The organism is Proteus sp. Marseille-Q3619 (assembly GCF_965283115.1).
Window position 1 is genome coordinate 1,286,406 of record NZ_CBDIMP010000001.1, and the last position, 14,650, is coordinate 1,301,055.

Here is a 14,650-nt window from a genome sequence, read left to right on the forward strand (position 1 = left end):
TAGAACAAAATGCAGTGTAACAACAGATTTTCACAAATAACTAAAAATTCAATACGTTAAGACAGACAACAACATGACTGACATTCAACATTTAGACTCCCACACACCAATGATGCAACAGTATCTTAAGCTTAAAGCAGAGCATCCTGAAATCTTACTGTTTTATCGTATGGGTGACTTTTATGAATTGTTTTTTGATGATGCTAAAAAAGCCTCTCGCTTATTAGATATTTCATTAACAAAACGAGGTCAGTCTGCGGGCCAACCTATTCCTATGGCTGGTGTTCCTCATCACGCCGTTGAGAACTATCTCGCTAAATTGGTGCAATTAGGCGAGTCTGTCGCCATTTGTGAACAAATTGGTGATCCTGCAACAAGTAAAGGTCCTGTTGAGCGCAAAGTTATTCGTATTGTTACGCCGGGTACAGTGACTGATGAAGCCTTACTTGAAGAGCGTCAAGACAACCTTTTAGCTGCGATTTGGCAAGACAAAAATGGTGCTTTTGGCTATGCAACGTTAGATATCACATCAGGTCGTTTCCGTGTTACTGAAATGCCAGATAGTGAAAGCATGATTGCCGAATTACAACGCACCCATCCAGCCGAATTGCTCTATCCAGAAACCTTTGAGTCAATGGCACTTATTGAACGTCAGCAAGGTCTACGCCGTCGCCCTATTTGGGAGTTCGAACCAGAAACAGCAAAGCAACAACTGAATCTGCAATTTGGTACCCGTGACTTAACGGGCTTTGGTGTTGAAAATGCACGTCTGGCACTCTGTGCCGCAGGGTGTTTATTACAATATGTAAAGGACACACAACGCACTGCACTCCCTCATATCCGTAGCATCACGATGGAACGCCCTCAGGATTCTATTATTTTAGATGCGGCAACTCGTCGCAATCTTGAATTAACTCAAAATCTTGCCGGAGGTACTGATAACACACTGGCATCGGTACTCGACCTTTGTGTAACACCAATGGGCAGTCGTATGCTAAAACGTTGGATACACTCGCCTTTGCGCCAACGTGAACAACTCATCAAACGCCAAGATGCAATAACTGCATTACAGCCTCTCTATTTTGAACTGCAACCTTTTTTACGCCAAGTGGGTGACTTAGAACGTGTTTTGGCCCGTTTAGCGTTACGATCAGCACGCCCTCGTGATCTTTCTCGTATGCGTCATGCATTCCAGCAATATCACGATATTCATCAAGTGCTCGAACAAGCCGATATGCCTTACATTAAAGAATTACAAAAGCGTATTAGCCAGTTTGATGAATTATGTGAGTTACTTGAACATGCCATTGTTGAAACACCGCCTGTATTAGTACGTGACGGTGGTGTTATTGCCTCTGGTTATAATGCGGAATTAGACGAATGGCGAGCATTAGCCGATGGCGCAAGTGATTACCTTGATAAACTTGAAATTCGTGAACGTGAAAAATGGGGTATTGATACACTTAAAGTTGGCTTTAATGGTGTACACGGCTATTACATTCAAGTCAGTCGTGGACAAAGCAATTTAGTGCCTATGCACTATGTTCGCCGTCAAACATTAAAAAATGCTGAACGTTACATCATTCCTGAATTAAAAGAGTATGAAGACAAGGTGTTAACGTCTAAAGGTAAGGCATTAGCTATCGAAAAAATGCTTTATGAAGAGATTTTTGAAAAGCTATTACCTCACCTTGCAGCATTACAAAGTAGTGCTGAGGCTTTAGCTGAAACAGATGTTCTCTCTAATCTTGCAGAACGTGCTGAATCATTAAATTATACCCGCCCAGAATTGAGTGAGAAAACAGGTATTCTGATCACTGGGGGACGTCACCCTGTTGTTGAACAAGTCCTTAGCGAACCTTTTATTTCAAATCCATTACAATTATCACCTCAACGTCGCTTACTGATAATTACAGGCCCTAATATGGGAGGGAAAAGTACTTATATGCGCCAAGCCGCATTAATTACTTTACTTGCTTATATTGGTAGCTTTGTACCTGCTGAAAAAGCTTTAATTGGTCCAGTCGATCGTATCTTTACGCGTGTGGGTGCTTCTGATGATCTTGCTTCAGGTCGCTCTACCTTTATGGTTGAAATGACCGAAACAGCTAATATTTTGCATAATGCGACTGAAAACAGCTTGGTCTTAATGGATGAGATTGGTCGAGGTACATCCACTTATGATGGGCTATCTCTAGCTTGGGCCTGTGCTGAAAACTTAGCAAATCGAATTAAAGCAATGACACTCTTTGCAACCCACTATTTTGAATTAACCACACTGCCTGAAAAACTTGAAGGTACTGCAAACATTCACTTAGACGCAGTTGAGCATGGCGACACAATTGCCTTTATGCACAGTGTGCAAGAAGGTGCGGCAAGTAAAAGCTATGGTTTAGCTGTTGCAGCATTGGCGGGTGTTCCAAAAGAAGTTATCCGTCGAGCTAAGCAAAAATTAAAAGAGCTTGAAATGCTATCAGGCAACTCCGGCTCTGGTCATGTTGAAACATCACAGCTGATGTTATTAACAGAAGCGGAACCTTCAGAGATTGAATTAGCGTTGGATAAAATCGATCCTGATGCCCTAACACCACGACAAGCATTAGAACAACTTTATCGTTTAAAAGAGATGGCAAAATAGGCCATAAACAGTAAAACATACTGATAATAAAAAAAGCTCTGTTTGATTTCACAGAGCTTTTTTATGGTTTTTTATAATTTATCAAACAGAGATAGTCAGAGATAAATACAACTCTACTTAATGAAAGCATGGCTATATTTCAGTCGTTCACCCAATAGTAGTAAAGTATCTTCGTCGCCGTAATTATCAAACAAACGAATAAATGAAGATAAAGCAGGATTAAACATCATATCGTCATTAATTTTCTCATAAGAAGTATAATTTTTTGTTTTTAATGAGAAAACTAGCGTAGTTTGATCATCGTTACGGCCTTTATTTAAAATCAAATCATCATTACTTATCATCAAATCATTTAGATATTTATAACCACTTTCATAGAAAGTTTCTAAATTTCCATCAGTTTGACGTTGAACCACAGAATAGAGATCACGAGAAGCATGTTGAGCAATAAAATAGATATCACCTTTATCATTTTGAGCAACCTCTTTAACACGCAAAGGAAGCCAGCGTGTTTTTGTTACTTCTTTATTCACTAAATTTAGCGTGATTTCTAACGTGTTTGTTGTGTAATGATGATTGTAAAAAATAACAAGAGAATCACCTGAAAGGGCATAATGAAATTGTGTAAACTCACCGAAATCCTCAGCGTAATACTGCTTCACTAGATCTTCTGTATTAACTGAATATTCCCAGCTTTCACCTTCATCTAAACTTGTCAGTATTGTCTTATTATCAACTAATACTAATTGTGATGTTGTTTGTGAAAACAGTAATTTTCCACCGATAAGCGCTAAAGGGAAGCGATAATAGCCAGCGTTAGTCTCTTGCCAAGGCATTAAATCTGCGACTGTAAACTTTGCTAAATCTATATTTTGACGCCCCTGCTCTGTAAATAATACACACTTATCAAGAACGCAATAAGCGTTATAAAAGCTACCTTGGCCTTGTGATACAAAGCGTGTGCCTTCTTTGTCAGAAAAGTACAGCGTATATTTTCTCTGATTATCTTGGCGGTGAAGTCGACCATAAATATCTACGTCATATCGCCCACTATCAGATTCAGTCTTAATTAATATCCCACTAGAAGCATAAAAAACTTTACGCCAATCATAACGAGAATAAGGATATGAAGATAACTCAGAGGCGTTTTCATTTTTCCATTGCCACTTAGAGGCAAAACCATGAAAAAGCACACCATAACAGAGCAGTAAGCTTAAAATAAATAAGCTTGTGATGATGATAAAAGGCTTACGGAAAAAAGGGTTCATTAACGCAGCTCCGTAATATACAGTGGTCGCTTGTTCTCAACACATTGCTGCTGAAGTAAAAAATGGGTTTGATAACTACTATTACCTTTTTCTGAAAACAAAATATAAATGTTTGAAAACAATGCAATTAAAAAGGCAAAGCCACTCATGATTAAACCATAGATAATACCCATTCCTAAAAAAGCATCACCAATAGAATACCAATCCCATTTATCCCAATAATTTCCATTATCATAAACATCGGAAATAGATAAACCAGCAACCATTGAGAACACAAAAATACTGACTAATGCGGTTATTAACAGCGATAAACGATATGTGCGCTGATGCCCAATATACATTTGTCCTGAAATTGAATAAGCGCCATTATCTATATGATTATAAACCCCTAAGATAACAGGCCCTGAGTTCTTATCTTCAGCTTGCCAAAAGAACAATTCAACATCATCGCCATCAGCAAGAAACAAATTATGATCAGAATAAAATAAGCGCTCTCTATAACTTAATACAAAAGGATGTTTATTAATCAGACAGGATATTTGCATTATTACAGTCTCGCTATTGCGGGAATGTATTTGAAGTCTATTAATACTATGAATTTGTATTATTCCTCTAACTCGCTGTACTTTACTTTGCTTTATTTGAGGAAACGACTTTTTACTCAAGGTAAATGAAGGTAATGGTGCTGATTTTATTCCAGTAATAATGAGTTGCTCGCCATCTGGAGCTATCAATGCTTGCTTGGCGATGACTTTATCCAACCCCTTTATTCTCTTCCTATGTTTGGGCCTGGTGCGCTGAAAATAGCGATAAACTTTTTCTCCGATATAACTGATCCCAGCCATGACAGCACCAAATGAAATAATCATTGTGATAATGATAAAGAAATTAGGCTCTAAATAAATTAACGAGAAATAGCTCCACCAGCCTCCAATCACGGTCAGAAAAAATGCAATCAATAACCATTTTTTCTGTTTTGCTGTTAGCGTGAATTTTCGTTCAGGCTCCAATCTTCCTTTTGTATCATGATAAATCCATTGCACCCAGAAACTGCCATCTTTCAGTAATTCTGCACAGATTTTAAGCTCATCACCTTGTTTTAATCGTTTAAGAAGATCTTGTGAGTTAGCAAAATCCGCTTCATTAAGATAAAAGTTTTTACCTGATGCTATTAATCTCACCATTCCCTTTGGAGAGATTTTACTTTGGCTAAAATCGCAACGCTCTAGTTTAACGTTTAAAAAATAATCTTTCATATCTTCCTTTATTACTTTCATCAGACTGGCGAGGTACAAGACTGCGCTCTTGTTTTATCGTTTTGAATCGTATAACACAAGATAAAGAAAAGCCGATTAGCAAACCCACTAATCGGCTTTGGTAATAACAATATGTCAATTAAAGCTATAAACAGAAATTGGGTGGCTAACTATGCTTTGAAAAGTGCTTCAATACATAATCCCTGACTTTGTAGAATGTCTTTTAGTCGACGTAGTCCTTCAACTTGAATTTGACGAACCCTTTCTCTTGTCAGACCAATCTCTCTACCAACATCTTCTAAAGTTTCTGCTTCATAGCCTAATAACCCGAAACGACGTGCTAATACTTCACGTTGCTTAGGATTCAATTCAAATAACCACTTTATGATATTTTCCTTGAGGTTATTATTTTGAATTGTTGCTTCTGGCCCTTCTTCATTTTCGTCAGAGATAATATCAAGTAATGCTTTATCTGAATCGCCACCAATTGGGGTATCAACAGAAGTAATACGTTCGTTTAAACGTAGCATTTTACTCACATCTTCAACTGGTTTATCCAATGTTTGTGCAATTTCTTCAACACTAGGCTCATGATCGAGTTTATGTGCTAATTCTCTTGCCGTTCTTAAATAAACATTCAGCTCTTTAACGATATGAATGGGAAGGCGGATAGTGCGGGTCTGGTTCATAATGGCACGTTCAATTGTTTGACGTATCCACCATGTCGCATAAGTTGAAAAACGGAAACCTTTTTCAGGATCGAATTTTTCAACAGCACGAATAAGACCTAAATTCCCTTCTTCAATAAGATCAAGAAGAGCAAGTCCTCGGTTTGTATAACGACGAGAGATCTTAACAACTAAACGTAGGTTACTTTCTATCATTCGTTGTCTTGAAGGGATATCACCACGTAGCGCTCTACGGGCAAAGAAAACCTCTTCTTCAGCGGTCAGCAACGGAGAATAACCAATTTCTCCTAAATAAAGCTGAGTTGCATCGAGCGCACGCTGGTTGACTCCTTCAATAAGTTCAATTTCGTCTTGAGCATCAGACTCATTTTCTGCCTCTTTTGCAGCAACTTCATCGAACTCTTCCATGTTCTCTTCAATTTCATCTGTATATAACTCGTCTACTCTTAGCGTACTTTGGCTCATCAGCTGCTCCTACCCTTGATAATTTAGGTAAACGACTCATGATTAAAGTCTGTTCACCAGTTTATCGCTGTGTCACGACACAACGGGTTTACTGATTTTCCCTTGTAACGAATTACAAAATAAAAGATAACATAATCTATTTTACTGTTAATTTTATTCTTTCTTTATTCAATATATAACTTAACTATTGAGTGCAGGTTATTAACAGTTTTTTTATTATATTCTACGTACATTTATCTATACGTAAAATTACTCTATTTAATGCGCTATTTGTGACTACTTACATCTAAAAAAACAAATAAAAATCCATAATAATAAAATAATATCCAATAATTTATATTACGTACTATTATTAAAAAGATAATCTAATAAAGGAAATATCCACCTAAACAAGGGGTTATTTTATAGTCCATCTTTTAATAACAACGAATCTTTATTCATTTTTTATATAACAATTTTTAGCATACGCATTCATTGGTTGAGAATCAACCGTCTAATTTAACGTTATCTATAATTTTATATTGATCTCTCATTTTTAATAATCTTTTAATAAGCACTTATACTTAGTCAAAATTTATTTTGTTTCAATATTTTAATTAATTACAGATAAGAAAAAGCCCTCTTCTTTTTGTAAAGGAGAGGGCTTAACTTTAGGATTATTCACTATGCGAGTAAAAAATCACTTATTTATTTCTTAGGTAAATAACTCATTGGGTTGAGTGATTTTTCTTTATAGCGGATCTCAAAGTGTAGTCGGACAGAACTGGTTCCAGAGCTACCCATTGTGGCAATTTGCTGACCCGCATTCACATTTTGCTGTTCACGCACCAAAATAGTGTCGTTATGTGCATATGCACTGAGGTATTCGTCATTATGCTTAATGATAACGAGGTTACCATAACCGCGTAATGCGCTACCTGCGTAAACCACTTTACCCGCAGCAGTGGCAACTATTGGTGAACCTTTTGTACCACCGATATCAATACCTTTATTGCCGCCAGGCGCACTTGAGTAACTTTCAATAATATTACCTTGCGCAGGCCAAATCCACTTACCAGAAGCTGCCGTTGGTGCTGGTGTTGCAGCAGTTGTAGTATTTGTATTCGTTGTTGGTGGCGGTGTCGTTGTTTTTGGTGGTGTTGTTGCCGGTTTAGTAATCAATGGTCCCATAGCACCATTGTTTGTTGGTTTAGCGTGTGCCGTTTGAACACCAGCGCTACTTGATTGATTAATAACCGATGTATTGACATTGGTATTAGTACCCGTGTTGACCTGACGGTTACCAATATTCAACACCTGCCCTACGTTTAAGCTATAAGGTTCTGGGATGTTATTCATTGATGCCAGTTCTTTTACATCACTATCAGTTATCCAAGCGATATAGAACATAGTATCACCGCGTTTTACGGTGTAAGTATTACCGTTGTAGTTTCCTTTTGGAATACTGTCGTAGTTACGGTTATACACAATGCGTCCAGAGCCATCAGTGTTTACATTTTGAGCTGCAACTGACGTTTGAGCGCGAGGCTGGCTTTGAGACTGAACCACGCCTCCATTAGTCGAAGCGGAGTTCACCTTAATAGAAGGAGGAGGTGACGATTGTAAGGGGGTAGTTCTTTCAATAGGTGTTGCATTACTGTTAGTCATCACAGGTGCGGTTGATACCGTATTATTTGAAGAGCTATCATTTACAGAGGTAATTGGCGCAGGACGATAAGGTGTATCTGCACAGCCTGTTAATGCAAATCCAATTACCGAACACATGATTGCCCAGCGGACATGCTTAATTGGGCTTTCTGAATTCATACTTCCTTCTCCCTTTAAAAAGGCATTAGCATCTAGCAATTTGTCGAGTTAAACAAAAAGACTGCAATTTTTTGAAAATGTTTCATTTATTAGTGCAGATTACGACAAGCTATTAAAAAGCAGTAATAAAAAACGGTCAGATTTATCTGGAAGTTATGCTAACTCACCTGCGATTAAAGGAACAAATCTAACAGTTTCTATAGATTGATAGTGAAAATCATTACCTAAACGTCGGATAAACTTCAGTATTTGTTGTTGTTCACCAACAGGTATGATCATCCTGCCACCATCGGCTAACTGCATCAATAACTGTTGTGGTACTTCTGTTGCACACGCTGTCACTATTATGGCATTAAAAGGAGCTTTTGATGACCAACCTTCCCATCCATCACCATGACGTGTCGAGATATTATGTAAATCAAGATGTTTAAAGCGCCGTTTAGCTTGCCATTGCAATATCTTTATACGCTCAACGGAACTAACATGATGAACTAAATTTGCTAATACTGCAGTTTGATATCCCGAACCTGTACCAATTTCTAATACAGAATCGGTACTTTGTAATTCCAGTAGCGTTGTCATTTTGGCAACAATATAAGGCTGTGAAATAGTTTGCCCATTGCCAATAGGCAAAGCCGTATTTTCATAAGCCTTATGAGAAAGCGCTTCATCAATAAAAAGCTCTCTTGGTACTTTACTCATTGCTTCCAACAGGCTCTCATCCTTGATACCATGCTGTTTTAACATTGTCAGTAAGTCTTTCATTGACCGACTTAACATGTTTTTTTGACCTCTGCTTTATTTAACCAATTTTGTAGTAAATCAAGTGCTTTATAGGCTGTTAAATCGACATGTAATGGGGTTATCGAAACATAACCTTCGTCAACAGCAGCAAAATCTGTATCAGGGCCTACATCATTTTTTTCACCTGGAGGCCCAATCCAATAAAGACTATTTCCTCGAGGATCAGTATGTGTATAAACATGTTGTGAAGCATGTCGACTACCACAACGTGTAATACGAAAACCTTTTACTTCATCAAGAGGAATATCAGGTACGTTAATATTGAGAATATTTCCCGCTCTTAACGGTACTTGTTGTAACATTGCCAAAACTTCACAAGTCACTTGAGCGGCTGTCTCAAAGTGCGTTTCACCATCAAGTGAAACAGCAATGGCGGGTAAACCTAAAAAACGCCCTTCTGTTGCCGCTGCAACAGTACCTGAATAAATAACATCATCACCCAAATTAGGACCATGATTAATACCAGAAACCACAATATCAGGACGAGGACGTACTAAATGGTTTACACCAAGATAAACGCAATCTGTCGGTGTTCCCTCAACAATCGCAATATCCCCATTCTCAAGCTCTTGCTTACGTAGAGGTCTGTCAATTGTTAAAGAATTAGATGCAGCACTACGATTACGATCAGGTGCAACAATTTGTACATCATAACGCTGGCGCAATGCTTTAGCGAGAGTCTGTATCCCCTTTGCCATCACACCATCGTCATTACTCACCAATATTTTCAGCATCATCATTCCCTAATAAAATTAATTCACGTACAACGCTAGTTGCAAAGCTTCCTGCGGGTAAAAAGAATGACAGAGAAACAGTGGTGTCGTCTACCCAATTCCATGACATATTTTCTGGTAATACATTGATAGCACGTCTTGTATTATCAACGCGTTCTTGTCGAGCTAGTGACCAGAAGACTTCATATTCTGCCAGATTTTCAGTTTCAAAATCCAATGCTTGTGATTGTGTACCTAAATCACCTTTACCTGGCAAAGGTGCCGTAATATGAACATCATGCTCTTCATAACGAGTTTGTGTTTGAGCCAATTCTGCTTCATCAACAACAAACCAGCTACCTCTTCCATGAAGCTGCATTGCATCACCGAGTATCACTTTTGAATATAAATCATATTCCAATCTTTTGCTGACAATATGATTAAACATCGCACTACGGGCTGCTGAGAGATAAAAGCTACGTTTTCCTCGTTCTTTTACGCGGATTTCGTCCGTTGCCCAACGCATGGCTTGTCGTAAATTATCACCATTACGACCGAATCGTTGAGCACCAAAGTAGTTAGGAATACCTTTTGCTTTTATTTGCGCTAATCGAGTATCAACAAAATCGCGATCAGAAATTTCTCGTAACACCAATGTAAAGTGATTACCTTTTAGCGTTCCTATACGTAATTTACGTTGTTGGCGAGTCGTTTCTAGAATTTCACAACCTTCTAAAACAAGCTGACTAAAATCGGGCATCTCTTTACCCGGCATTCGCAGGCAAAACCATTGTTCAGTAACAGCATTTCTGTCTTTTAGTCCAGCGTAACTGGCATCACGCGGATGAATACCTACAAATTTTGCTAATTTTTCAGCAACAAAAGCCGTGTTACAACCTGTTTTTCTGATTTTCACCATGACATGCTCGCCTTCACCATCAAGGGTGAAGCCAAGATCTTCACAGACAATAAAATCTTCAGGAATTGACTTTAGTAAGCCTGTTGCTTGTGGTTTTCCATGTAACCAATGGAGTTCAGGTAAATCACTCATTCAGGTAATGACTCTTTCATTAATAAAACGACAGCTTCACAGGCAATGCCTTCTTTTCTACCAACAAAGCCAAGCTTTTCTGTTGTAGTCGCTTTCACATTGATATCATCAACATGGCAATGAAGATCTTCAGCGATATTGACGCGCATTTGCGGTGTATGAGGTAGCATTTTGGGTGCCTGAGCAATAATCGTGACATCTAAATTACCAATTCGGTAACCTTTTGCTCTCACGCGTGAGAATGCTTCACGAAGGAGTACACGGCTATCTGCACCTTTGTATGCAGGATCAGTATCAGGAAACAATGTGCCAATGTCGCCCATCGCTACCGCGCCTAAAATAGCATCTGTAACCGCATGTAATGCAACATCACCGTCAGAGTGAGCTAACAGCCCTTGCTCATAAGGAACTCTGACGCCGCCAATAATAATGGGACCTTCACCGCCAAATTTGTGTACGTCGTAACCGTGTCCAATTCTCATTTTATTATGTGTTCCTTATACTGGTGATTTGGCGTGAGAGGAAAAACTCTGCAAGCGCTAAATCTTCTGGCTGAGTAACTTTGATATTATCTGCACGCCCTTTAACTAATAAAGGTTCATATCCAGCAAACTCCATCGCTGAGGCTTCATCAGTGATCGTCGCTTTTTGTGAGAGTGCATTTTCTATATTTTGTTTTAATAACAATGCAGGAAAGACTTGTGGCGTTAATGCATGCCATAGGGTTGTTCTTTCTACTGTTTGTTCAATATGATTATCTTGTTGATGACTACGTTTCATTGTATCGCGAACAGGTGTCGCAAGAATGCCACCACAAAATTGTGGGTTCACAACGTTTTCATCAATTAATTTAATTAGATGATCAAGATCGCCAAAATGTAGGCAAGGTCTTGCGGCATCATGAACTAACGCCCATGTATTTTCAGAAAAGTGTTGAGTGACATACTCTAAACCAGACAATACAGAGTCAGCGCGTTCACCACCACCATTAACCGTAATTATTCTTTCATCTTGCGCTAAAGGTAACGTGTGAAAATAGCTGTCATTAGGGCTGATCGCCACGATAATGTGCGTTATACGTAAGTGTTTTAATAAGGCATTAATGGTATGTTCAAGAATAGTCAATCCGCCAATCTTCAAGTATTGTTTTGGGCAGACTGATTGCATTCGACTTCCAATACCGGCTGCTGGAATAATGGCAACAATAGGAAGAGTTGAGTTTGTTATATTCATTATGATATTTGTATCAGGACACACTATTAATTCAATAAATTAACGACGTGGTTGAGATTTATCGCTCACAATTCGGAAAAATGTCTCATTAGGCTTTATCATACCTAACTCACTACGAGCGCGTTCTTCTAACGCTTCTTGCCCGCCATTGAGGTCATCAATCTCTGCAAATAGACGATCATTACGCTCTTTTAACTGCGTATTTTGCGCCAATGCAGATTGAACTTCTTGAGTTACTTTGTTGTAATCATGGATACCATTTTTACCTAACCACAATGAATATTGTAGCCAACCAAGTAAAATCAGAAGTAAGACTGTTAATTTCCCCATTACCACCCCCAAGATTAATGGGCTAATCATCCCACAACTCAACAACAGACGCCACAAAAGCGCTGGAATATATTACATTATTATTCCTCTTCTCCTCACTATAAACGTGGGTAACATCTATAAAATCCAGACTAAGGTGTGATTTTTTCTTATTAAGATGAAGTGCTATGGGGTTACTTTATAAATAAGTGAATGCTCAATTAAAGCATGAATTGTATTTTAAATGATATACAAAAATAAGCGTTTTTACTCTAATTGCATACATTATCTCTACACATTTCCCCCTTTTTATCGGCGGTTCGTGTAAAGATAATTTAATGCCATCATAAAATTAACGGTAAATTTGGTTTTGCCGTAGATATGCGAGGATTTGTTGGGTTAGTTCACTTATAGAAAGTGTACCGTCTAAATGTAATTCAGGATCAATGGGCTGTTCATAAGGTGAATCTATACCTGAAAATTGCGTTATCTCACCACGTCTTGCTTTTTGATAAAGCCCTTTCGGATCACGGGCTTCACAAATAGAAAGGGGAGTATCAACAAAGATCTCAATAAATCTTCCTTGCTCAAAGCGATCTCTCACTTGTTGTCTGTCTTTTTGGTAAGGAGAGATAAAAGCCGTTAAGACAAGAAGCCCCGCATCGACCATCAATTTAGCCACTTCCCCTACACGGCGAATATTCTCATGCCTATCTTCGGCACTAAATCCAAGATCATTACACAATCCATGGCGTAAGTTATCCCCATCTAATAAATAGCTATGAATAGGCGAATGCTTTTGTGAATATTGATAAAGCGCTTGTTCTAGTGCATCGGCAAGTGTGGATTTACCTGAGCCAGATAACCCTGTAAACCAAAGCACACATCCTTTGTGTGCTTGTTGTGATTCGCGTTCATTTAATCCAATTTTATGAGGATGCCAAACAATATCGTTGCTTATCACCACTATTTTCCTCCAAGAAGATCTCTTGCTCCCCAATGGGGAAAGTGGCGACGGATAAGCTGGTTTAACTCGACTTCAAAAGCATCATATTGCGTCATCGTTTGTATCGCGTTATCTCTCGTTTCTCGAATAAGCCCAGCACCTACGGTGACATTGCTTAGTCGATCAATCAGTATTAATCCTCCGGTATCAGCATTAACTTGATAGTTATCCAGCACCAGAGGCTCTTCAAATGAGACTTCAACACTACCAATCGCATTTAAACTTAAATTATCTGTTACTTGTTGGGTGAGTTTATTTACATCCACTTGATAATGAATATTTTCTATTTTGGCGCGGCTTTTTTTACCTGCAATTTTGATATCCAGAGTATGGCCTTGTACTAAAGGCTGCTCTGACATCCACACCACATCAATTAACGCATGAGTGCTAATATTGGCAGTTGTATCATTATCATCAACGATAATATCCCCACGACTAATATCAATTTCATCAGCCAGAACCAATGTGATTGCTTGCCCTGCTTTAGCTTGCGTTAAATCACCATCAAAAGTGACAATACGTTTGATCGTTGTATGTTTTCCTGAAGGTAATATTTTGATTTGTTGCCCTTGATAAAGCACGCCTGAAGACACCGTTCCGCTGTATCCTCTAAAATCTAAATCTGGACGATTTACATATTGTACAGGGAAACGCAGTGATTGAGACTTAGAGCCTAACTTAACTGGCGCATCTTCCAATAATGAAAGCAATGTTTTTCCTTGATACCAAGGCATATTCAATGAGGGAGAAACCACATTGTCACCATCAAGAGCGGAAATAGGGACAAATTCAATAATAAGATCTGTTGGGAGTTGATCGGCAAATTTAAGATAATCTTGCTGGATCGAATCAAAGGTCGCTTGCTGATAATCCACCAGATCCATTTTATTGATCGCAACGATTAAATGGCGGATCCCAAGGAGTGTGCTGATAAAACTGTGTCGCCTTGTTTGTTCTTGTACGCCTTTTCGAGCATCGATCAACAGAATAGAAAGTGAACTTGTTGATGCACCTGTCGCCATATTGCGAGTATATTGAGCATGTCCTGGCGTATCAGCAATAATAAACTTACGTTTTGACGTTGAAAAATAGCGGTAAGCAACATCAATCGTGATCCCTTGCTCTCTTTCCGCAGCTAATCCATCCACCAGCAAAGCAAGATCGAGCTTTTCACCTTGAGTACCGATCTTTTTACTTTCATTTTGTAATGTAGAAAGCTGATCTTCGTAGATCTGCCTTGTGTCATGAAGTAAACGTCCTATTAATGTACTTTTTCCATCATCGACATTTCCACAGGTTAGAAATCGCAGTAATCCTTTATTCTGTTGAGCCTTAAGATAGCGATCTACACCGCCCTGTTGTGCGATTTCACCCGCGACAAGTTGATTCGTTTTTATGGCTAAAAGTCCCAT

At 38.6% G+C, this 14,650-nt stretch carries 13 protein-coding genes; 1 reads left to right on the forward strand and 12 read right to left on the reverse strand.

Features of this window, described 5'->3' with window-relative positions; all coding sequences use genetic code 11:
* The first annotated feature begins 73 nt into the window (after positions 1-73).
* Positions 74-2,638: a DNA mismatch repair protein MutS gene (mutS, locus tag ACWPWK_RS05860; protein ID WP_109371424.1), complete on the forward strand. Its 2,565-nt coding sequence runs from the start codon at positions 74-76 to the stop codon at positions 2,636-2,638.
* Positions 2,639-2,751: 113 nt separating this feature from the next.
* On the opposite strand, the gene ACWPWK_RS05865 is transcribed toward mutS, so the two are convergent.
* The 12 genes from ACWPWK_RS05865 to cysN form a co-directional block, all read right to left on the reverse strand.
* Positions 2,752-3,906: a hypothetical protein gene (locus ACWPWK_RS05865; protein ID WP_109371426.1), complete on the reverse strand. Its 1,155-nt coding sequence runs from the start codon at positions 3,904-3,906 to the stop codon at positions 2,752-2,754.
* Positions 3,906-5,162, reverse strand: a complete 1,257-nt coding sequence (locus ACWPWK_RS05870; protein ID WP_109371429.1) for a hypothetical protein — start codon at positions 5,160-5,162, stop codon at positions 3,906-3,908. The genes ACWPWK_RS05865 and ACWPWK_RS05870 overlap by 1 nt, the downstream gene beginning before the upstream one ends.
* Before the next feature lie 170 nt (positions 5,163-5,332).
* Positions 5,333-6,316: an RNA polymerase sigma factor RpoS gene (gene rpoS, locus ACWPWK_RS05875; protein WP_023582671.1), complete on the reverse strand. Its 984-nt coding sequence runs from the start codon at positions 6,314-6,316 to the stop codon at positions 5,333-5,335.
* 687 nt (positions 6,317-7,003) lie between these two features.
* Positions 7,004-8,122 (reverse strand): murein hydrolase activator NlpD, encoded by a 1,119-nt coding sequence (gene nlpD, locus ACWPWK_RS05880; protein WP_109371431.1) that lies wholly within the window; start codon positions 8,120-8,122, stop codon positions 7,004-7,006.
* A 153-nt stretch (positions 8,123-8,275) separates the two neighbouring features.
* Positions 8,276-8,902 (reverse strand): protein-L-isoaspartate(D-aspartate) O-methyltransferase, encoded by a 627-nt coding sequence (locus ACWPWK_RS05885; protein ID WP_075673789.1) that lies wholly within the window; start codon positions 8,900-8,902, stop codon positions 8,276-8,278.
* Positions 8,896-9,660, reverse strand: coding sequence for a 5'/3'-nucleotidase SurE (surE, locus tag ACWPWK_RS05890; RefSeq protein ID WP_088494730.1), 765 nt, complete (start codon positions 9,658-9,660; stop codon positions 8,896-8,898). Before surE ends, ACWPWK_RS05885 begins: the two co-directional genes overlap by 7 nt.
* Complete coding sequence (gene truD, locus ACWPWK_RS05895; protein ID WP_109371433.1) at positions 9,638-10,690, reverse strand: tRNA pseudouridine(13) synthase TruD; 1,053 nt, start codon at positions 10,688-10,690, stop codon at positions 9,638-9,640. Before truD ends, surE begins: the two co-directional genes overlap by 23 nt.
* The gene (gene ispF, locus ACWPWK_RS05900) at positions 10,687-11,172 is read right to left on the reverse strand and encodes a 2-C-methyl-D-erythritol 2,4-cyclodiphosphate synthase (protein WP_109371435.1); all 486 of its coding nucleotides are present in this window, start codon (positions 11,170-11,172) and stop codon (positions 10,687-10,689) included. Before ispF ends, truD begins: the two co-directional genes overlap by 4 nt.
* 4 nt (positions 11,173-11,176) lie before the next feature.
* Positions 11,177-11,923 (reverse strand): 2-C-methyl-D-erythritol 4-phosphate cytidylyltransferase, encoded by a 747-nt coding sequence (ispD, locus tag ACWPWK_RS05905; RefSeq protein ID WP_109371437.1) that lies wholly within the window; start codon positions 11,921-11,923, stop codon positions 11,177-11,179.
* Positions 11,924-11,962: 39 nt separating this feature from the next.
* Positions 11,963-12,253: a cell division protein FtsB gene (gene ftsB, locus ACWPWK_RS05910; protein ID WP_167392467.1), complete on the reverse strand. Its 291-nt coding sequence runs from the start codon at positions 12,251-12,253 to the stop codon at positions 11,963-11,965.
* 331 nt (positions 12,254-12,584) lie between these two features.
* Entirely contained in the window at positions 12,585-13,202 is a 618-nt protein-coding gene (gene cysC / locus ACWPWK_RS05915; protein ID WP_406588809.1) for an adenylyl-sulfate kinase, read from the reverse strand.
* Entirely contained in the window at positions 13,199-14,650 is a 1,452-nt protein-coding gene (gene cysN / locus ACWPWK_RS05920; RefSeq protein WP_109371443.1) for a sulfate adenylyltransferase subunit CysN, read from the reverse strand. Before cysN ends, cysC begins: the two co-directional genes overlap by 4 nt.

What these genes read in the sequence shown, in the direction of transcription:
- mutS (WP_109371424.1), top strand. Translation starts at nt 74, where the DNA reads ATGACTGACATTCAACATTTAGACTCCCACACACCAATGATGCAACAG.
- ACWPWK_RS05865 (WP_109371426.1), bottom strand. Translation starts at nt 3,906, where the DNA reads ATGAACCCTTTTTTCCGTAAGCCTTTTATCATCATCACAAGCTTATTT.
- ACWPWK_RS05870 (WP_109371429.1), bottom strand. Translation starts at nt 5,162, where the DNA reads ATGAAAGATTATTTTTTAAACGTTAAACTAGAGCGTTGCGATTTTAGC.
- rpoS (WP_023582671.1), bottom strand. Translation starts at nt 6,316, where the DNA reads ATGAGCCAAAGTACGCTAAGAGTAGACGAGTTATATACAGATGAAATT.
- nlpD (WP_109371431.1), bottom strand. Translation starts at nt 8,122, where the DNA reads ATGAATTCAGAAAGCCCAATTAAGCATGTCCGCTGGGCAATCATGTGT.
- ACWPWK_RS05885 (WP_075673789.1), bottom strand. Translation starts at nt 8,902, where the DNA reads ATGTTAAGTCGGTCAATGAAAGACTTACTGACAATGTTAAAACAGCAT.
- surE (WP_088494730.1), bottom strand. Translation starts at nt 9,660, where the DNA reads ATGCTGAAAATATTGGTGAGTAATGACGATGGTGTGATGGCAAAGGGG.
- truD (WP_109371433.1), bottom strand. Translation starts at nt 10,690, where the DNA reads ATGAGTGATTTACCTGAACTCCATTGGTTACATGGAAAACCACAAGCA.
- ispF (WP_109371435.1), bottom strand. Translation starts at nt 11,172, where the DNA reads ATGAGAATTGGACACGGTTACGACGTACACAAATTTGGCGGTGAAGGT.
- ispD (WP_109371437.1), bottom strand. Translation starts at nt 11,923, where the DNA reads ATGAATATAACAAACTCAACTCTTCCTATTGTTGCCATTATTCCAGCA.
- ftsB (WP_167392467.1), bottom strand. Translation starts at nt 12,253, where the DNA reads ATGGGGAAATTAACAGTCTTACTTCTGATTTTACTTGGTTGGCTACAA.
- cysN (WP_109371443.1), bottom strand. Translation starts at nt 14,650, where the DNA reads ATGGGACTTTTAGCCATAAAAACGAATCAACTTGTCGCGGGTGAAATC.